The organism is Pantoea sp. 18059 (assembly GCF_902706165.1).
GTDB lineage: Bacteria > Pseudomonadota > Gammaproteobacteria > Enterobacterales > Enterobacteriaceae > Pantoea > Pantoea agglomerans.
This window is the reverse complement of sequence record NZ_CACSJS010000004.1, coordinates 255455-273815: the sequence shown is the minus strand read 5'-3', so window position 1 is coordinate 273815 and position 18361 is coordinate 255455. Positions and strand designations below refer to the sequence as shown.

General features: G+C 58.1%; 15 protein-coding genes. 7 read left to right on the top strand and 8 right to left on the bottom strand.

Annotation, left to right across the window (positions count from 1 at the left end):
- Positions 1 to 155: 155 nt before the first annotated feature.
- The 3 genes from parC to ftsP all read left to right on the top strand — a co-directional run bounded on the left by parC (position 156) and on the right by ftsP (position 4784).
- Complete coding sequence (parC, locus tag GVJ63_RS13230) at positions 156 to 2429, top strand: DNA topoisomerase IV subunit A (protein WP_159226997.1); 2274 nt, start codon at positions 156 to 158, stop codon at positions 2427 to 2429.
- A 45-nt stretch (positions 2430 to 2474) separates the two neighbouring features.
- A complete protein-coding gene (locus GVJ63_RS13225) occupies positions 2475 to 3212 on the top strand; it encodes a 1-acylglycerol-3-phosphate O-acyltransferase (RefSeq protein ID WP_010671121.1) in 738 nt (245 codons plus the stop codon).
- Between the two features lie 141 nt (positions 3213 to 3353).
- On the top strand, positions 3354 to 4784 hold the full coding sequence (gene ftsP / locus GVJ63_RS13220) for a cell division protein FtsP (protein WP_010249023.1): 1431 nt from the start codon (positions 3354 to 3356) through the stop codon (positions 4782 to 4784).
- A gap of 98 nt (positions 4785 to 4882) precedes the next feature.
- Here the strand turns inward: ftsP and dkgA are convergent, their stop codons facing one another.
- A complete protein-coding gene (dkgA, locus tag GVJ63_RS13215; RefSeq protein WP_010249022.1) occupies positions 4883 to 5707 on the bottom strand; it encodes a 2,5-didehydrogluconate reductase DkgA in 825 nt (274 codons plus the stop codon).
- A gap of 204 nt (positions 5708 to 5911) precedes the next feature.
- On the opposite strand from dkgA, the gene GVJ63_RS13210 reads away from it, so the two are divergent.
- A complete protein-coding gene (locus GVJ63_RS13210) occupies positions 5912 to 6820 on the top strand; it encodes an AraC family transcriptional regulator (RefSeq protein ID WP_159226996.1) in 909 nt (302 codons plus the stop codon).
- A 32-nt stretch (positions 6821 to 6852) separates the two neighbouring features.
- Here GVJ63_RS13210 and GVJ63_RS13205 read toward each other — a convergent pair whose 3' ends face one another.
- The 5 genes from GVJ63_RS13205 to GVJ63_RS13185 form a co-directional block, all read right to left on the bottom strand.
- Complete coding sequence (locus GVJ63_RS13205; protein WP_010249020.1) at positions 6853 to 7515, bottom strand: DedA family protein; 663 nt, start codon at positions 7513 to 7515, stop codon at positions 6853 to 6855.
- Between the two features lie 210 nt (positions 7516 to 7725).
- Complete coding sequence (gene metC / locus GVJ63_RS13200) at positions 7726 to 8916, bottom strand: cystathionine beta-lyase (protein ID WP_010671119.1); 1191 nt, start codon at positions 8914 to 8916, stop codon at positions 7726 to 7728.
- 135 nt (positions 8917 to 9051) lie between these two features.
- Complete coding sequence (locus GVJ63_RS13195; RefSeq protein ID WP_010671118.1) at positions 9052 to 10338, bottom strand: TRAP transporter large permease; 1287 nt, start codon at positions 10336 to 10338, stop codon at positions 9052 to 9054.
- A 14-nt stretch (positions 10339 to 10352) separates the two neighbouring features.
- Positions 10353 to 10859 (bottom strand): TRAP transporter small permease, encoded by a 507-nt coding sequence (locus GVJ63_RS13190; protein ID WP_010671117.1) that lies wholly within the window; start codon positions 10857 to 10859, stop codon positions 10353 to 10355.
- 48 nt (positions 10860 to 10907) lie between these two features.
- Positions 10908 to 11879, bottom strand: coding sequence for a TRAP transporter substrate-binding protein (locus GVJ63_RS13185; RefSeq protein ID WP_010249015.1), 972 nt, complete (start codon positions 11877 to 11879; stop codon positions 10908 to 10910).
- 352 nt (positions 11880 to 12231) lie between these two features.
- Here GVJ63_RS13185 and exbB point away from each other — a divergent pair, with 352 nt between their 5' ends.
- The 3 genes from exbB to GVJ63_RS13170 all read left to right on the top strand — a co-directional run bounded on the left by exbB (position 12232) and on the right by GVJ63_RS13170 (position 14941).
- Positions 12232 to 12954 carry a tol-pal system-associated acyl-CoA thioesterase gene (gene exbB / locus GVJ63_RS13180; RefSeq protein ID WP_022623877.1) on the top strand — a complete coding sequence of 241 codons (723 nt, stop codon included), beginning with the start codon at positions 12232 to 12234 and terminating at the stop codon, positions 12952 to 12954.
- Positions 12955 to 12960: 6 nt separating this feature from the next.
- Positions 12961 to 13383, top strand: coding sequence for a TonB system transport protein ExbD (gene exbD / locus GVJ63_RS13175; protein WP_159226995.1), 423 nt, complete (start codon positions 12961 to 12963; stop codon positions 13381 to 13383).
- A 235-nt stretch (positions 13384 to 13618) separates the two neighbouring features.
- The gene (locus tag GVJ63_RS13170) at positions 13619 to 14941 is read left to right on the top strand and encodes an MFS transporter (protein ID WP_010671115.1); all 1323 of its coding nucleotides are present in this window, start codon (positions 13619 to 13621) and stop codon (positions 14939 to 14941) included.
- Here the strand turns inward: GVJ63_RS13170 and GVJ63_RS13165 are convergent.
- Positions 14938 to 15915, bottom strand: a complete 978-nt coding sequence (locus GVJ63_RS13165; RefSeq protein WP_010671114.1) for a spore coat U domain-containing protein — start codon at positions 15913 to 15915, stop codon at positions 14938 to 14940. The two genes, GVJ63_RS13170 and GVJ63_RS13165, sit on opposite strands and share 4 nt — an antisense overlap.
- On the bottom strand, positions 15912 to 18359 hold the full coding sequence (locus GVJ63_RS13160) for a fimbria/pilus outer membrane usher protein (RefSeq protein ID WP_158131382.1): 2448 nt from the start codon (positions 18357 to 18359) through the stop codon (positions 15912 to 15914). The genes GVJ63_RS13165 and GVJ63_RS13160 overlap by 4 nt, the downstream gene beginning before the upstream one ends.
- Positions 18360 to 18361: the final 2 nt, after the last annotated feature.

Genomic DNA, 18361 nt, shown 5'->3' with positions numbered 1-18361 from the left:
AATCCGGCGTGCCTCCGGCACATGAAATCGCGCGGCGGGACGCCTGCTCTCCCGCGCTTCCCCTGTGACTAACACCAGCGAATAAGGTACTATCCTCGCCAAACCACCGCCGGGTGTCCCGCCGTTGTGGGCCACGATGTGAGGATGAGAAATTAATGAGTGAACTGACTCAGGATGGTGCAGAGCGTCTTGCCCTGCACACATTCACCGAGAATGCGTACTTAAACTATTCGATGTACGTCATCATGGACCGCGCCCTGCCTTACATTGGCGACGGATTAAAGCCGGTTCAGCGACGTATCGTCTACGCCATGTCCGAACTGGGACTGAGCGCCAGCGCAAAATTCAAAAAATCGGCGCGTACCGTAGGTGACGTGCTGGGTAAATACCATCCGCACGGCGACAGCGCCTGTTATGAAGCGATGGTGCTGATGGCGCAGCCGTTCTCCTACCGTTATCCGCTGGTCGATGGCCAGGGTAACTGGGGTGCACCGGATGATCCCAAGTCATTCGCGGCGATGCGTTACACCGAATCCCGCCTGTCGAAATATGCCGAGCTGCTGCTGGGTGAGCTGGGTCAGGGGACGGTCGATTATCAGCCGAACTTTGATGGCACGCTGCAGGAGCCGAAGATGTTACCGGCGCGCCTGCCCAATATTCTGCTGAACGGCACCACCGGGATTGCCGTGGGTATGGCGACCGATATTCCGCCGCACAACCTGCGCGAAGTGGCTCAGGCCGCCATCGCACTGATCGACTCGCCGAAAACCACGCTGGAACAGCTGCTGGATATTGTCCAGGGGCCTGATTATCCTACAGAGGCGGAGATCATCACGCCGCGTGACGAGATCCGCAAAATCTATCAGACCGGTCGCGGCTCGATTCGCCAGCGTGCAGTCTGGAAGAAGGAAGAGGGCGAGGCGGTGATTACCGCGCTGCCGCATCAGGTGTCGGGCGCGCGCGTGCTGGAGCAGATTGCGAACCAGATGCGCAATAAAAAACTGCCGATGGTGGAGGATCTGCGTGATGAATCGGATCACGAAAACCCGACCCGCCTGGTGATCGTTCCGCGCTCCAACCGCGTCGATCTCGATCAGGTGATGAACCATCTGTTCGCCACCACCGATCTGGAAAAGAGCTACCGCGTTAATCTCAACATGATCGGGCTGGATAACCGCCCGGCGGTGAAAAATCTGCATGAGATCCTGACCGAATGGCTGGTGTTTCGCCGCGATACGGTCAAACGTCGTCTGAATCACCGCCTGGATCGCGTGCTGCGCCGCCTGCATATCCTGGAAGGTTTGCTGGTTGCGTTCCTGAACATCGATGAAGTGATCGAGATCATCCGTACTGAGGATGAGCCTAAGCCGGTCCTGATGTCACGCTTTGGCATCAGCGAAACCCAGGCCGAATCGATCCTCGAACTGAAGTTGCGCCACCTGGCAAAACTGGAAGAGATGAAGATCCGTGGCGAGCAGGCGGAGCTGGAAAAAGAGCGCGATCAGCTGCAGGCCACGCTGGCCTCTGAACGCAAGATGAACACCCTGCTGAAAAAAGAGTTACAGGCTGACAGCGCCAGCTACGGCGACGATCGTCGCTCGCCGCTGCGTGAGCGTGAAGAAGCCAAAGCCCTGAGCGAAACCGAGCTGGTGCCGTCTGAACCGGTGACCATTGTGCTGTCGCAGATGGGCTGGGTGCGCAGCGCCAAAGGCCACGATATCGATCCAGCCGGACTCAGCTACAAAGCGGGCGACAGCTATCTGGCTGCAGCACGCGGCAAGAGCAATCAGCCGGTGGCCTTTATCGACTCCACCGGCCGCAGCTACACGCTGGATCCGACGTCGCTGCCTTCCGCGCGCGGGCAGGGCGAGCCGCTGACCGGCAAGCTGACGCCACCGCCGGGTGCGGTAGTTGAACAGGTGCTGATGGAGCCGGATGACCAGCGCCTGCTGATGGCCTCTGATGCGGGTTTTGGCTTTATCTGTACCTTCAGCGATCTGGTGTCGCGCAACCGCGCCGGTAAAGCGCTGCTGACGCTGCCGGAAAACGCCCGTGTGATGACGCCGATGGCCGTCCATCATGAAGATGACATGCTGCTGGCGATCACCCAGGCGGGACGGATGCTGATGTTCCCGGTCGGGGAGCTGCCGCAGATGTCGAAAGGCAAGGGCAACAAAATCATCTCGATTCCATCCGCGGAAGCGGCCGCCGGTCAGGACAAACTGGCCTGGCTGATGATTTTGCCGCCGGGCAGCGCTATCACGCTGCACGTGGGCAAGCGTAAAATGCTGCTGCGCAGTGAAGAGCTACAAAAATTCCGCGCCGATCGCGGACGTCGCGGCACGCTGTTACCGCGCGGCCTGCAAAAAATTGATCGTGTTGAACTGGATGCGCCTGCGCGTCCGGCGAGCCCGGATAGCGAAGCGTAAACTACCCGGCTGACACCGCGTCAGCCGTGGCTCAATGAGGGAACTATGTTACTGATTCTGCGTGCCATTATTGTGGTCATCTATTCGATCTTAGTCTGTATATCTGGCTGTATCTGGTGTCTGTTTTCACCGCGTAATCCGCGTCATGTCGCCACATTTGGCCATCTGTTCGGCAAACTGTCGACGGTATTTGGCCTTAAAGTAGAACTGCGCAGACCGGAAGGTGCTGAGAATTATGGTAATGCGATCTACATCGCGAACCATCAGAACAACTATGACATGGTCACCGCGGCTAAAATGGTGCAGCCCTGTACGGTGACGGTGGGCAAGAAGAGCCTGTTGTGGGTGCCGTTTTTTGGCCTGCTCTACTGGCTGACCGGTAACCTGCTGATCGATCGCGATGACCGTGCAAAAGCACGCGGCACGATCGGTCAGCTGGTGGATGAGTTTAACAGTAAGCGCATCTCCATCTGGATGTTCCCGGAAGGGACGCGCAGTCGTGGCCGCGGCCTGCTGCCGTTTAAAACCGGTGCCTTTCACGCCGCAGTGGCGGCGGGTGTGCCGATCATTCCGATTGTGGTCTCTAACACGCATGGCAAGATCAACCTCAATCGCTGGAAAAACGGGCTGGTGATCGTTGAGATGCTGCCACCGATTGATGTAAAGGCTTTCGAGTCGTCGTCGGTGCGTAAGCTGGCGACCCACTGTCGCGAACTGATGGCGGCAAAGCTGGAAGAGCTGAACGCCGAAGTCGCAGAACGCGAAAAAAACGGAAATATCTGACCGGCGAACCATTCGCCGAACTATCCTGCAGGGATGCCGCACGGCGGGGCACGTCCGCCCGCCGTGAACGCAGCACAGCAAAAACAGATCAATAAAAACAGGGTCGGCGCCTAGCGCCACGCGTAAAGGGTCAGAAGTTTTATGTCTTTCAGCAGACGTCAGTTCATCCAGCTTTCTGCCGGAGCGGCGCTTAGCGCCAGTGTACTACCTCATGCGGCGCGTGCCGCTTCTTCAGCTAATGGCGATACGCCACTTCCGGTTCCGCCGTTGCTGGAATCCCGTCGCGGCCAGCCGCTGTTCCTGACAATGCAGCGCAGCCACTGGTCTTTTAATGGCGACAACAACAAAGTGCCGGTGTGGGGCATTAATGGCCTCTATCTTGGCCCGACCGTCCGGGTTTACAGCGGCGACGACGTTAAGCTGATCTACAGCAACCGTCTGAACGAGCCGGTCTCCATGACTATCAGCGGCCTGCAGTTGCCGGGCGCGCTGATGGGTGGCGCGCCGCGTATGATGTCAGCCGGTGTCGACTGGTCGCCGGTGCTGCCGATTCGTCAGGCGGCCTCAACCTGCTGGTATCACGCCAACACGCCGAACCGCATGGCTCCGCACATCTATAACGGACTGGCGGGGATGTGGCTGGTGGAAGATGATATTGGCAGGCAGCTGCCGTTGCCGAAGCATTACGGCGTCGATGACTTCCCGATTATCATTCAGGACAAGCGGCTCGATAACTTTGCCACGCCGGTCTATGACCCACCGCAGGATGGCGGTTTCCTGGGCGACACGCTGCTGGTGAATGGCGTACGCAATCCGTTTGTGGAGGTATCACGCGGCTGGGTGCGTCTGCGTCTGCTGAACGCCTCGAATGCGCGCCGCTATGAGATGGTGCTCAGCGACAATCGCCCGTTTATGGTCATCGCCAGCGATCAGGGCTATCTGCCTGCGCCGGTCGCGGTGCAGCGCCTGTCACTGGCGCCGGGCGAACGCCGCGAAGTGCTGGTGGATATGTCGCAGGGCGATGAAGTGTCGATTACCGCAGGTACGGCGGCGGGCATTATGGATCGGCTGCGCGGTTTCTTTGAGCCATCCTCCATTCTGACGTCAACCCTGATCCTGACGCTGCGGCCAACCGGCTTGCTGCCGCTGGTGACGGATAATCTGCCGATGCGGCTGCTGGCCGATCAGATTCTGGATGGCGTGGCGGTTCGCACCCGTGAATTCCGCATCGGTGACAGCATGCCGGGCATTAACGGCGCGATCTGGGATATGAGCCGCATTGACACCACGGCACAGCAGGGCACCTTTGAGCGCTGGATCCTGCATGCTGACCGGCCACAGTCGCTGCATATCCAGGGCGTGATGTTCCTGATTAAAAGTGTCAATGGTGCACAGCCGATGGGCGAAGATCGTGGCTGGAAAGATACGGTGTGGGTCGATGGCAGCGTGGAACTGATGGTCACTTTCCCGCAAAGTTCGTCAGATCACTTCCCGTTCGTCTACTACAGTCAGACGCTGGAGCTGGCCGACCGCGGCACTGCCGGTCAGCTAGTGGTGCAGCCCAGCGCATAACAGCGCGGTCAGGCAGGAAGAACCCGCCTGACCGCGTTAATCGTTAGCTGCCCCAGCCGCAGGGCAGATAAGGTGAGGTCACCTGGTGACGCCCAGCCTTAGTTAAAGGTTTCCGGATCCGGCCCCAGACGATTGCCGCTGTCAAGCTTCGCAATATCGCTCACTTCATGCTTGTCCAGACGGAAGTCGAACACCTTAAAGTTCTCTTCAATGCGGGCTGGTGTCACCGACTTCGGAATCACCACCAGGCCGCTATCCAGATGCCAGCGGATTACGATCTGTGCCGGCGTCTTGCCATATTTCTTCGCCAGCGACTTGATTATCTCCTGATCGAAGACCCCTTTGCCGCCCTGCGCCAGCGGACTCCAGGATTCGGTCTGGATCTGATGCAGTGCGTTCCACGCATGCAGCGTGCGCTGCTGTAGCATCGGGTGCAGCTCAATCTGGTTCACCACCGGCGTGACACCGGTTTCATCCAGCAGTCGCTTCAGATGCGCCTCATGGAAGTTACAGACGCCGATACTTTTAGTCAGCCCCTGCTGCTGCAATTCAATCATCTTCTTCCAGGCATCGACATAATTGTCTTTTTCCGGGCACGGCCAGTGCATCAGATAGAGATCAACCTGCTCCAGTTTCAGTTTCTCCAGGCTGGTTTCCATCGCCTGCTGAACGTTCTGCTGATCGTCGTTCCAGAGTTTGGTGGTCACGAAAATCTCTTCACGCGGCACGTCAGTTTCCTGCAGTGCCTGGCCAATCGCCTCTTCATTCTTATAGGCGGCGGCGGTATCGATTGAGCGATAGCCGACCTCCAGCGCTTTCAGCACCGCATGACGTGCATCTTCAATGCTGGCCTGCCACACACCGAGTCCGAGTTGCGGCATCATATTGCCATCGCGCAGTTTGATAATGGGTTGGTCTGCCATAGTTGCTCCTTTCCGTTGCGGTTAATCCGTGAGATTTCACTGTGCTTAAGTCTAGCCAACAATTCTCAGCCTGCTTAGCTGAGGCAACAACAGTGGTTCTGCCGCCATGCCCGATCCGGTAAATTTCTTGCCTGATTCTCCAGGCTGCTGGTGATTCAGGCATTCGCACGGCACACTGGCTTTTTGCCCGTAAAAGGAGTCGCTATGGCGCACGATGCCCTGTGTCACCGGCTGGCGCAGCAGGTCGTCACATTAATGACCCATGGTCACGACCGTCTTTGCCCGGTCGAAAATGTGTCGCTGATTTACGCTAATCAATATCGTCCCCGTACGCCGATGATGTATCAGCCCGGCATTGTGATCCTGTTTCAGGGCAGCAAAACCGGCTATCTCGGCAGCACCGTGTTTCAGTATGACGCCAGCAAGTACCTGATGCTCACGGTGCCGCTGCCGGTGGAGTGCGAAACCTGGGCCTCGCCAGAGGTGCCGATTGCCGGGCTGTGTCTTAATGTCGATACCGCCAGCCTGCAGGATCTGCTGATTGAAATCGGCGATGACGATCAGTTCCAGCCGCAGCCGCAGACCTCAGGGATCCACTCGGCGTGGCTGACGGAACCGATGCTGTGTGCCGCTGAGCGGCTGCTTGATGTGATGACCCAGCCACGCGATGCGCGGGTGCTGGGGCCGCACATCGTGCGGGAGATTATCTACTACGTGCTGACTGGCCCGATTGGTGGTGCGCTGCTCTCACTGGTGAGCCGACAGACGCAATTCAGCCTGATCGCGCGTGCCCTGCGACGGATTGAGAATCACTATGCGGAAAACCTCAGCGTCGATGCGCTGGCGGCGGAAGTGAACATGAGCGTTTCAGCCTTTCACCATAACTTTAAAGCGGTCACGCAGACGTCGCCCCTGCAGTATCTCAAGCGATATCGCCTGCATCAGGCGCGATTGCTGATGCTGCACGATGGACTGAAAGCGAGTGCGGCGGCGGTGCGGGTTGGCTATGAAAGTCCCTCACAGTTTTCGCGGGAATTTAAGCGCTATTTTGGCGTGACGCCAGGGGAAGAGGTGAGTCGTGTGCGGCAGACAGTAGCGGATCCGTCCGCCTGAGTGGCGGCGGATCCTGATGCTACGCGCTGACGTCAGGCCTGTTTCTGCCGACGCTTTTTCCAGATAACCAGAATGCTGCCGAACAGCCCGAGAAACAGCAACACCATCGGCAGTATCATCAGGATCGCCATCACCTGATCTTCATGACGCTTGATGAACGGCACCTGGCTGATGCCATAGCCAAACGTCACGACGATGCCAACCCACAGCACGCCGCTGAGCCAGTTGAAGAGCTGGAAGCGACCATTCTGCAAGCCCGCAATGCCCGCCATGGTCGGCAGGATCGTCCGGATGAAGGCCAGAAAACGGCCCACCAGCAGCGCCATCAGGCCGTGACGGTTAAACATATTCCAGGCACGCTGGTGATACTGCGCCGGAAGATGCATCAGCCAGCTCTTCACCAGCCGGGTATTTCCCAGCCAGCGACCCTGCAGATAGCTCAGCCAGCAGCCCAGGCTGGCGGCGGTGGTGAGGATCACCATCGTCGGCACAAAATCCATTACCCCTTTTGCCACCATCGCACCCGCCAGCAGCAGCAGGCTGTCGCCCGGCAGGAAAGAGGCGGGTAACAGCCCATTTTCCAGAAACAGCGTCAGGAACATCACGCCGTACACCACCCACACCACATCCGGATTTGCCAGCGCGGCAAAATCCTGATGCCAGAGCGCGTGGACAATCTCGTGTAAAACACCCATTTGCTATTCCATCACGTCACAAGGAACTATCCGTCTGCATTCAGGCAATCGGTCGCGGCGCTGCGCAATAAATGCAGCGACCTCACTGATGACCTGAACGGTCTGGGATAAATTTTAACAATAAATGAGCAGCAGCCCGGCAAACTCTGCGGGTGGCCGCTACCCGGTTCATCTTCTGTTTAGCGTCTGTTTATCTTTTGCCTGAGTTTATTAACGCGTCAGGCGCGCAAAACCGGCGTCCAGGTCAGCCAGCAGATCGTCAACGTGCTCCAGACCAATATGCAGCCGCACCAGCGTACCGGTGAAATCGACTCCACCCGCCGGACGAATCGCGGCCAGCTCTTCCGGCTGATTCGCCAGGATCAGCGATTCATAGCCGCCCCAGGAGTAAGCCATGCTGAAATGATGGAAGTGATCGAGATATTCCGCCAGCTGGGGCGCGCTGAGTTTTTCCTGCAGGATAAAAGAGAACAGGCCGCTGCTGCCGTTAAAATCACGCTGCCAGAACTGATGACCTTTGCTCTGCGCCAGCGCCGGGTGATTAACCCGCGCCACTTCGGGACGCGCTGCCAGCCACTCTGCCACCTGAATCGCGCTCTCTTCATGCTGACGCAGACGGGTACCCAGCGTGCGCAGCCCCCGGCTCGCCATGTAGGCGGTATCGGCATCGACCATCTGACCCATCAGATAGGAGTTCTCGCGCAGCTGATCGATACAGCGCGCATTGGCGACCGCCGTGCCGATCATCGCATCGCTGTGACCAATCAGATATTTGGTGCCCGCCTGAATCGAAATATCGATGCCGTGCGCCAGCGCATCAAATAAAATACCGGCCGCCCAGGTGTTGTCGATCATAATGATCGCCTCGGGCGCTTTGGCGCGAACCGCCGCCACAATCGCCGGAATATCCTGAACTTCCATCGTGATAGAGGCCGGTGATTCCAGGAAAACGACCCGGGTATTGGGCTGCACCAGCTCACCGATTTCACTGCCGATACAGTGATCGAACCAGCCCGTTGAAACCTGCAGCTTAGTCAGGATCTTAGTACAGAAATCCTGGGTCGGTTCATAGACTGCGCCACTCATCAGCACGTGGTCGCCCGCCTCGACAAACGCCAGAATCGCGTTCGCCACGGCAGCCGCGCCGCAGGGGTAGAGCACACAGCCTGCGCCGCCTTCCAGCTCCGTCATCGCATCCTGCAGCGCAAAGTGCGTCAGGGTGCCACGACGGCCATAAAAGAGTTCGCCTTTTGCCCGACCGGCGGTGGCGCGTTTCTTCTCCGCGACCGTATCAAAAACCAGCGAGGAGGCCCGTTGAATCACACTGTTCACCGAGCCCTGGGTATAACGCTTGCTGCGTCCTGCACTGACGAGCGTGGTATCAATTTTTCTGGTGGTCATGAGTCGCCTTTGCCGCTTCTGACTAAGCCCTCACGTTACCACGAAACGACCAGCAGGGTTGAGACTCAATGGTGATTATCAGAGTGCTTCGCAGGATGAAAATCGGGTCCGCCACCGGACCCGATTTTGCCGACGCTACATCACGCCCATCAGGCGCGGTAACCAGAGGGAGATGGCGGGAATATAGGTAATCAGCATCAGCACGATAAAAAGCATGCCGTAAAACGGCAGCATGGCTCTGACCACCTGCTCGATTTTCTGCTTACTGACCGCACTGGCGACAAACAGTACCGTACCGACCGGCGGGGTGATCAGGCCGATCCCGAGGTTGGTCAGCATGATCATGCCGAAGTGAACCGGATCGACGCCAAGCGCGGTGGCGACCGGCAACAGCACTGGCGTCAGGATCAGGATCAGCGGTGCCATATCCATCAGCGTCCCCACCACCAGCAGCAGGATGTTGATACACATCAGGATCACATATTTGTTATCGGAGAGGCTCGTAAAGGCCTCGGTGATAATCGTCGGCAGTTGCATGAAGGTCATCACCGCGCCAAATCCGGCGGCAAAGGCGATCAGCACCATCACGATGGTGACAGTCTTAATGGTGCGGAACAGCAGGATATGTAGCTGGTTCCATTTAAAGTCGCGATAAATAAACATGGTGACGAAAAAGGCCCAGATACAGGCGATCGCGGCGGACTCCGAGGCGGTAAAGATACCGGAGAGAATGCCACCCATGATGATCACCACGGTAAACAGGCCCCAGAACGCGTCGAAGAAGATTTTCAGCGCCTGACGAAACGGAATACGTTCTCCTTTGGGATAGCCGCGTTTATGGGCAAAACCCAGGCACATTATCATCAGGCAGCCACCCAGCAGCAGGCCGGGAAAGATACCGGCAACAAACAGCGAGGAGATGGTCACCATGCCGCCGGTCGCCAGCGAGTAAATCACCGAGTTGTGGCTGGGTGGCGTCAGCACCGCCTGCACTGAGCCGCTGGCGGTGACGGCGGCGGCGAAATCACGCGGATAGCCTTTCTCCTCCATCTGCGGAATCATCACCGAGCCAATCGAGGCGGTATCCGCCACCGATGAGCCGGAAATCGCGCCAAAGAAGGTGGAGGCGACAATGTTCACCAGCGACAGGCCACCGCGGATAAAGCCGACAAAGATATAGGCGAAGTTGACCAGCCGCCGGGCAATCCCGCCCTCCGCCATAATCGCACCCGCGAGAATAAAGAACGGGATAGTCAGCAGCGAAAATTTGTTAATGCCGTTGGTCACCTGAATCACCACCGCTTCGAGCGGCAGATCGATCCACCAGGCGCCAATAAAGGCGCTCAGCCCCACCGCAAAGGCGACCGGAAAACCCACCATCAGCAACACCAGCAAACTGCCTATCAAGATCAATGCATCCATTTTTCTGCTCCGCGTTAGTGGGTGCCGCCCAGCGTGACAATCGGCCGCTGGCTCTGATCGCCGGTCAGCAATCGCTCAACAACAAACAGCAGGGTGAAGATCGCGCCAATCGGAATCGGCAGATACATCTCGCCGTAAGTTACTGCCGGTAATGAAGCGAGCGTCTGCACCCACATCGCTTCGCACAGGCTGTAACTGGCCTGAAAGATCACCAGACAGGTGATGATCATCAGCAGATCGCTGACGCGCAGCATCAGGCGTTGCCGGGCGGGTGACAGGCGATCGGTGACCATGGAAACGCAGATATGCGTTCCGGCCCGCAGTCCGACCGGTGCGCCAATAAACGTAAAAATGATCATGCAGATAATGGCCACCGGTTCCGGCCAGGAGAGCGCGCCGTTCATCACGTAGCGGGCGAAGATCCCGATCGGGATCACCGTCACCATAATCATCAGTGCCACGGCGGCAATCAGCATGCACAGCAGATAGAGCCCATCCATCAGACGTGTATAAGCAGCCATAATTGATACCTGATTAAGCACGCCACACGGCAGTGTGGCGCGGAAGGGTTATTTCACCTCAGCGATCCGGGTCATCAGATCCTGATATTTGCCGCCAAACTGATCGCGCACCGGCTGGGTCGCTTTGACGAAGTAGTCGCGGTCGGTCTGCTGGAAGGTGACGCCACCCGCCTTCATTTTGGCGATCGACTCTTCGGTATAGGTCGCCCAGAGCTGGCGCTCCTCATCCTGCGCCTCTTTGCCGAGCTTCTTCAGTAGCGCCTGATCCTCAGGTTTCAGGCGATCCCAGGCGCGTTTTGAAAACAGGATCATCTCTGGCTGGATAAAGTGGCCGCTGAGGGTGTAGTACTTCGCCACCGGCATATAGTTATGGGCGACAAAGGTCGGTGGGTTGTTCTCGGTGCCATCGACCACACCGGTCTGCATCGCACTGAACACTTCACTGACGCCCATCGCCACCGGATTCGCGCCCATCGCTTTCAGGGTCGCCAATGAGATGGCGCTGTTCTGCACCCGAATCTTCATGCCTTTCAGATCTTCCGGTTTTGCCAGCGGCTTCTTGGTGATCATGTTGCGCTCACCGGCATCGGTCCAGCCCAGGAACACCATGCGGGCGTTGGGATCTTTATCGAATTTGTCGGCAATCTCGCGGCCTATCTCGCCATCCAGCACTTTGTGCATGTGGTCAATGTCGCGGAAAATGTAGGGCAGGGTCAGCACGCTGGTTTCCGGGGCGATCGAGGTGACTGGCGCCAGCGACACACGGATCATGTCGATTGCGCCCAGCTGCACCTGTTGCAGCGTCTGATCTTCGTCCCCCAGCACGCCACCGGCGAAGAGCTTCATCTCCAGCCGTCCATCGGTGGCCTGTTTGAGTTTGTCGCCCATGTGCTGCAGGGCGACCACGGTCGGATAACCGGCAGGCTGGACTTCAGCCACTTTGATCACCTGTGCCGTGGCGGTGGCGCTCATCATCATCGCCGCCAGGGCACTGGCCAGGCATGTTTTCGTCATTCTCATTATTTTGTCTCCCGCAGAGGTAGGACGGCGTCCGGCGTCGGGGGCTAACCGGAGAGAACCGTGTGGAGCCAGCATAGTGAAAACGCGCGCCAGTAAAATGCGGCAATGCTGATTGAATGAATGCCATCACATTTTGAAACGATGTTTTAATAAATTTTCATGCAACTTCACATTTTCGAAACATCCTTGTCAAAAGTGTTTAAACCTGGTCAATTGCGGGTAAATGGCGGCGATCAGCTTTGTAAATACTAATGAGAACTACTATCAATTCGCCGTCGTTTTGCTATTATTCGCGCTTGTCTCGCATCCCTGAATCAGAAGTTGGAGAAGCAGCGTGGTAGCCAGTGATTTGATGCAAACGGACCTCTCCGTTTGGGGCATGTATCAACATGCCGATATCGTGGTAAAGGTGGTCATGATTGGCCTGTTATTGGCCTCAGTGGTGACCTGGGCGATCTTCTTCGGCAAATATGCCGAACTCAGCGCCGCTAAGCGCCGCCTGAAGCGCGAGCATCTGGCGCTGGGCGAAGCCCGCAATCTGAATGACGCCGCCCGCATTGCCCAGTCGTTTACCGGTCACAGCCACAGTGTGGTGCTGCTGAATGATGCGCAGAATGAGCTTGAACTGTCGGCTGGCGTGGAAGATACCAACGGGATTAAAGATCGCACCAGTTTCCGCCTTGAGCGCCGCGTCGCTGCGTTCAGCCGCCATGCAGGCCGGGGCAATGGCTTCCTGGCGACCATCGGTTCGGTTGCGCCGTTTATCGGCCTGTTCGGCACCGTATGGGGCATCATGAACAGCTTTATCGGCATCGCTAAAACCCAGACGACGAACCTGGCGGTTGTTGCACCGGGTATCGCCGAAGCGCTGCTGGCAACCGCGATTGGCCTGATCGCTGCGATTCCGGCGGTGGTGATCTACAACGTCTTTGCCCGCATGATCGCCAACTACAAAGCCTCGCTGGGTGATGTCGCCGCTCAGGTGATGCTGCTGCAGAGCCGTGATATCGATCTGGGCACCGTCGCCACTGATGTTCCGCGTCCTGCGACGGCTCAGAAACTGCGCTTAGGGTAAGTTCTTATGCCAATGCGATTAAACGACGATCTGGAAACGGATGGTGAAATGCATGAGATCAACGTGACGCCGTTTATCGACGTCATGCTGGTTCTGCTGATCATCTTTATGGTGGCCGCGCCGCTGGCCACGGTCGACGTACGCGTCAATCTGCCCGCCTCAACCAGCGCGCCACAGCCGCGCCCGGAAAAGCCGGTTTATCTGTCGATTAAAGCGGATAAGCAGCTTTACGTCGGTAACGATCAGGTCACGCCGGAGTCGCTGGTTAACGTGCTGACTAACCAGACCCAGGGCAACAAAGAGACCACCATTTTCTTCCAGGCGGATAAGTCAGTCGATTATGAAACGCTGATGAGCGTGATGGATAAGCTGCGCACGGCGGGCTATCTTAAAATTGGTCTGATGGGCATGGAAACCGTGAAGAAATAGCGGGTTATCCGGCTCAGGAAAAAGGCGACTGTTCAGGTCGCCTTTTTTTATGGCTGCTCTCCAGCCCTATAAAATCAGGCAAATCAGGGCCAGGGTAATCACTTATGCTCCTCGAACTGACTTGTTAATTAGTTGTTACTTATGTACATGGGTTTGTAAAGTGCAATGGTGAGCCAGGTCACATTAATCCCGCATCAGGCAGGCTAAAACGGCTAAAAAACAACAGGAAGCCGTTATGAGTCACACCCCCTCTTTACAAAAGCCGCCGAAAAGTGCCGCCCGAACCATCTTCACCGTCACCAGTGGTAACTTCCTGGAGATGTACGATTTTATGGTGTTTGGCTACTACGCCACCGCCATTTCAAAAACCTTCTTTCCCGGCGATGACCCGTTTGCCTCCCTGATGCTGACCCTGATGACTTTCGGTGCAGGCTTCCTGATGCGCCCGCTGGGGGCGATCATCCTCGGTGCCTACATCGACCATCATGGTCGTCGTAAAGGGCTGTTGCTGACGCTGGGCTTAATGGCGATGGGCACCCTGACCATCGCGCTGGTGCCGGGCTATGCCACCCTGGGCGTGGCAGCGCCGATTCTGATCCTGCTGGGACGGCTGTTGCAAGGCTTCTCGGCGGGCGTGGAGCTGGGTGGCGTGTCGGTCTATCTGGCCGAAGTCGCGCCCAAAGGACGCAAAGGCTTTTTCGTCAGCTGGCAGTCGGGCAGCCAGCAGATTGCGGTGATCTTTGCTGCTCTGCTGGGTCTGATGCTGAATCATCTGCTGGCGAAAGAGGCGGTGACGGAGTGGGGCTGGCGTATCCCGTTTGTGATCGGCTGTCTGATTGTGCCGTTCCTGTTCTATATCCGCCGGATGCTGGAAGAGACCGAGGCGTTCAGCAAACGTAAACATCATCCGAGCATGACGGAAATCATGCGGTCGGTCGCCAGCAACTGGGCGCTGGTGCTGGCGGGGATGCTGATGGTGGTCACCACCACGGTGATGTTCTACATGATCACCGCCTTTACCCCGACCTTTGGTAAAACGGTGTTGATGATGAGTGACAAGCAGGCGTTCCTGGTGACGCTCTGTGTCGGTGTCTCAAACCTCATCTGGCTGCCGCTGATGGGGGCGTTGTCGGACCGCGTCGGTCGCCGTCCGCTGCTGATCATTTTTACCCTGCTGATGATTGTCACCACCTGGCCGGTGCTGCACTGGCTGGTGGGATCGGCCAGCTTCGCCCACCTGCTGGAAGCGGAACTGTGGCTGTCGTTTCTCTATGCCAGCTATAACGGTGCGATGGTGGTCTATCTGGCGGAGATCATGCCTGCTGAGGTGCGCGCCGCCGGTTTCTCCATGGCTTACAGCCTGGCGACGGCGCTGTTTGGCGGCTTTACGCCTGCCATCTCCAGCTACCTGATCCACGCCACCGGTGACAAAGCGATGCCGGGCGTCTGGCTGACCTTTGCCGCAGTCTGTGGGCTGATCGGCACGTTGCTGATTGGCCGGATGGTGAAGCAGTATCAGACCCGTCACAGCGGCACGCCGGTCAGTGCTTCACTCTAAAACGACAAATCGACCACCACGCTGTCGCTGTAGTTTCCGGCTGGCGGCGTGTTCTGCGTGGTCAGGATGCGCGCGGTGTAGTTAAAACCGCGCGTCAGTCCATCCGTGGATACCGCCGTCGAGGTGGTACTGCTCCAGCGTTCAGTGCCTGCCGATCCCCAGCGATTGCTGGTGGTGCTTTTATAAATTTCATAGCTCAGCCGATTCGCGCCGCTCGCCATATTCCTGACGCTGCCCACCGGATAACTGCCGTTGCTCAGCCCGACGGTATAGGTGCTGCCTTTGCTGCACAACACGTTGATGGTCTGTGATACGGCGGAGAAGCTGCCGACCAGCGGCGCGCTGCCAAAGCTGATATTCGGCGCGGTAATGGTGGTGCAGTCATTGGTAAGAATGGCGGTGATATTAATCGGGATGACACCGCTGCCGTTCTGCTCGCTTAAACAGACATTGCCAATCGCAACGCTGGTGCAGATGCGATAAGTCACGGCCATATTCAGCGTCAGCTGGTACGTCCCGGCGGCGACCACCTGACCGGGAACGGTGCGCAGATAGACCGGGATGGCGAAGTTAAGGCTGCCCAGCAAACCCGCCAGGTTGATCAGGGTCTGCGAACCATAGACAAATGGCGTGCCGCCAATCGTCAGTTCGGTAGCGCAGGCCGTGTCGGTGCAGAGCCGCACCGGCACATTATCGCTGCCGGTATCACCGCTGCGTTTCAGCGTACCGCGCGTGCCGTTGCTATTGGTCGCGCCCGTCAGCTGAAAGGTGATCTGGTTATTGCCCAGCAGCGACAGCCCGGCACCCGCGCCACAGTTGACGTTGGCATTGGTGGTGGTGGAACTGACGGTGGTGTTAGCCACAAAGGTTGTGACTGAACCGAAACTGGCGGTCGATGCGGGCAGGGCGCAGGCGGCGTAGCCCAGCGACGGCAGTAAGAGTAGCAGGCCAGCCAGTATCACAGATTTCATCATGGTCGGTTTCCGGACGTAAAAGATTCAGCGGGAGAGGGGGCGCTGCCTGCGGCAGGGGCGGGCAGCGCACAGGTCAGGGGGCCGTAAGTTTTCAGCGCCTGCGGCTGACCGCTGGCGATGCGCAGTTCGGTTTCGCACTGGCGGCCATCGGGCGTCACCACCTGCATCGGGTTACTTGCGGTGAGATCTTCCATCCAGACGATGCCATCCCAGCCGACATACTCGGTGGGATGATCGGGACGCTGCACCAGGCTTGATACCGGCAGCGGCTGGCCCTGCGCATCGACCAGGATTACGCTGGCTGAGCGCAGTTTCTCCACCGGGAAGTTGAGCAGATAACCGCTCTGGCGTTTCACCGCAAAGCGCTGCTCAACCCGTGGCGTGGTCATATCTGCCGGCAGGTCGAGGGTGTCGATATCATATTTGGCCGGGTAGTAGCTGCTGATGGCGGGCACCAGCAGATAGCCCTGTTGATTGGTGCGTCCCATCGACTGATTCTCGTAGCGCACGTTAACATCGGGATAGTTGGTCTTCACCAGCACAAAGGCGTCGTTGATCTCGTTAGCGGCAAAGACGCTGTTGTCCATTAACACCAGCGCACCCGAGAGATCGGCCCACTGGGTGAGGTTATCATCATCGCCATAGAAGCCCGCCGAGGTATCAATCTGGTTGTTGCGATAGCGCAGACTGCCCTGACGATAATCGCCGCTGTCTCCGCTCTGATTCGCCCAGGAGGCATCCCAGGCGAACCCGCCGTCGCTGGGCATGGCGCGTGAGGCATAAACGCGCTGACTGTCGCGGCCACGCTGGTCGCGTTCGTTGCTGAGGGCCACGCTGCCCTGTTCGCCAAACGGGATCACCAGCGAAATCGCCCCGGTCCAGCTTTTCTCCTGCTGATCGCGGCTGGCCGAGACATACAGACTGCTGTTACCCCACAGGTTTTTACTCCATGAGAGGTTCCACAGCCGGGTGCGATCGCCCTGACCGTCGGTGATGTCGATGAAGGCAGCACCGACGCTGCCAAAGCGGTTCAGCGAGACGCTGGCGCTGTACTGAGCACTGCGGCGTGAGAGTGCGTAGCGGCTATCCGCCTGGCTACCGGCACGGCTGCCGACCAGCGCCAGATTGCCGAAGTCGCTGCTGCGCTGGGTCTGTTGAGTGCCGATGTTGAACCAGCGGTTATTGTACTGATATCCCCAGCTATATTGCCTGCCGCTCTCGCCATCGAGCTGACTTTGCGCCACCGCGCCGTTGACCACGCCCCAGCTGCCGACGCGCAGCTGACCACCCAGCCCGCCCATCGCCAGCGTTTCGCTGCCTTCGGCGTGGCTCTCCAGCGTCAGCCAGTCGGTCATACCGTAACGATAAGAGCCGCTGGCCGCTGCCTCACCATAATCGAAGTTCTTTATGCCATAGTTTTCGCGGATTGCCCCGGCAGAGAAGGCGTAGTCCGACAGCCCCGATTTCAGCAGGTTACTGGAGACGTAAAACGGCATGGTGGTGGTGACACGGCGGCCAACCGCATCGGTGGTAGTGATCACGGCATCACCTGCGCCGTTAACGAATGGCACATTGGTCATCGACCAGGGGCCAGGCTGCACGTTCGCCTGGCTGGAGCGATAGCCGTTGATAAAGAGATCGACGGTGGAAGGCACGGCGGCCTGACCGGAAAAAGCGGGCAGCGGATAGGTCACCAGATCGGGACGGACGCTGAAGTCGCGACCGACGCGGATGCCACCGAGCCGCACGCTGCTGGTCCAGGCCAGCGAGTCGGTGACCAGATCGCCGACTCGCCAGCTTACCGCCGCATTCTCATCTTCATTGCTCCACCAGGTGTCGTAGCGGATATAGCCATCATCCTGATAAGTCGTACTGCCTTCCAGCTGCTGTTGCCAGACGCCGTTAGTGGAGAAATGACCGGCATCACCAAACAGCCTTAGTTCGTTCCAGGCGGACAGGCGGGAGCCACTGTTATCCGTGCGGCTGGCGTAAAGATCATAATTAATCAGCGCGCCGCTGCTGGTACGGCCCGGATAGCGCGGTCCGTTCTTCGCCTCGCCAATCACCTGACCGGGTAGCCACTCAGGCGGTACGGTCAGCAGCAGACGCTGTCGCGCAGCGTCATACTCTACTTTGATGGGTTGCAGGCTGCTGACATCGACCTGCGGCTGCTGGCCCAGCTTATCCGCTGGCAGGCCGGCACGCTGCAAATCGCCACTGCGAATCCAGAAATGACCGTCGCGCTGCTCTGCCGGCACAATATTGCCGTTCTCCTGCTGGTTAATCACCAGCTCCAGCATATATTGCTGACCGTTGCTGCTGGTCTGCAGGCTGGGTGGCGGGGGCAGGGATGAGTAAGTCTCCGCCAGCACAGGATCCGGCGTAACAGCGTAAATGACGCTGGCCACGGCCAGCGCGCAGGGATGCAGGGAAAACGGTCTCATTC

Excerpts from the sequence above, each read along its gene's own strand:
- parC (WP_159226997.1), top strand. The coding sequence starts at position 156 with ATGAGTGAACTGACTCAGGATGGTGCAGAGCGTCTTGCCCTGCACACA.
- GVJ63_RS13225 (WP_010671121.1), top strand. The coding sequence starts at position 2,475 with ATGTTACTGATTCTGCGTGCCATTATTGTGGTCATCTATTCGATCTTA.
- ftsP (WP_010249023.1), top strand. The coding sequence starts at position 3,354 with ATGTCTTTCAGCAGACGTCAGTTCATCCAGCTTTCTGCCGGAGCGGCG.
- dkgA (WP_010249022.1), bottom strand. The coding sequence starts at position 5,707 with ATGGCAGACCAACCCATTATCAAACTGCGCGATGGCAATATGATGCCG.
- GVJ63_RS13210 (WP_159226996.1), top strand. The coding sequence starts at position 5,912 with ATGGCGCACGATGCCCTGTGTCACCGGCTGGCGCAGCAGGTCGTCACA.
- GVJ63_RS13205 (WP_010249020.1), bottom strand. The coding sequence starts at position 7,515 with ATGGGTGTTTTACACGAGATTGTCCACGCGCTCTGGCATCAGGATTTT.
- metC (WP_010671119.1), bottom strand. The coding sequence starts at position 8,916 with ATGACCACCAGAAAAATTGATACCACGCTCGTCAGTGCAGGACGCAGC.
- GVJ63_RS13195 (WP_010671118.1), bottom strand. The coding sequence starts at position 10,338 with ATGGATGCATTGATCTTGATAGGCAGTTTGCTGGTGTTGCTGATGGTG.
- GVJ63_RS13190 (WP_010671117.1), bottom strand. The coding sequence starts at position 10,859 with ATGGCTGCTTATACACGTCTGATGGATGGGCTCTATCTGCTGTGCATG.
- GVJ63_RS13185 (WP_010249015.1), bottom strand. The coding sequence starts at position 11,879 with ATGAGAATGACGAAAACATGCCTGGCCAGTGCCCTGGCGGCGATGATG.
- exbB (WP_022623877.1), top strand. The coding sequence starts at position 12,232 with ATGCAAACGGACCTCTCCGTTTGGGGCATGTATCAACATGCCGATATC.
- exbD (WP_159226995.1), top strand. The coding sequence starts at position 12,961 with ATGCCAATGCGATTAAACGACGATCTGGAAACGGATGGTGAAATGCAT.
- GVJ63_RS13170 (WP_010671115.1), top strand. The coding sequence starts at position 13,619 with ATGAGTCACACCCCCTCTTTACAAAAGCCGCCGAAAAGTGCCGCCCGA.
- GVJ63_RS13165 (WP_010671114.1), bottom strand. The coding sequence starts at position 15,915 with ATGATGAAATCTGTGATACTGGCTGGCCTGCTACTCTTACTGCCGTCG.
- GVJ63_RS13160 (WP_158131382.1), bottom strand. The coding sequence starts at position 18,359 with ATGAGACCGTTTTCCCTGCATCCCTGCGCGCTGGCCGTGGCCAGCGTC.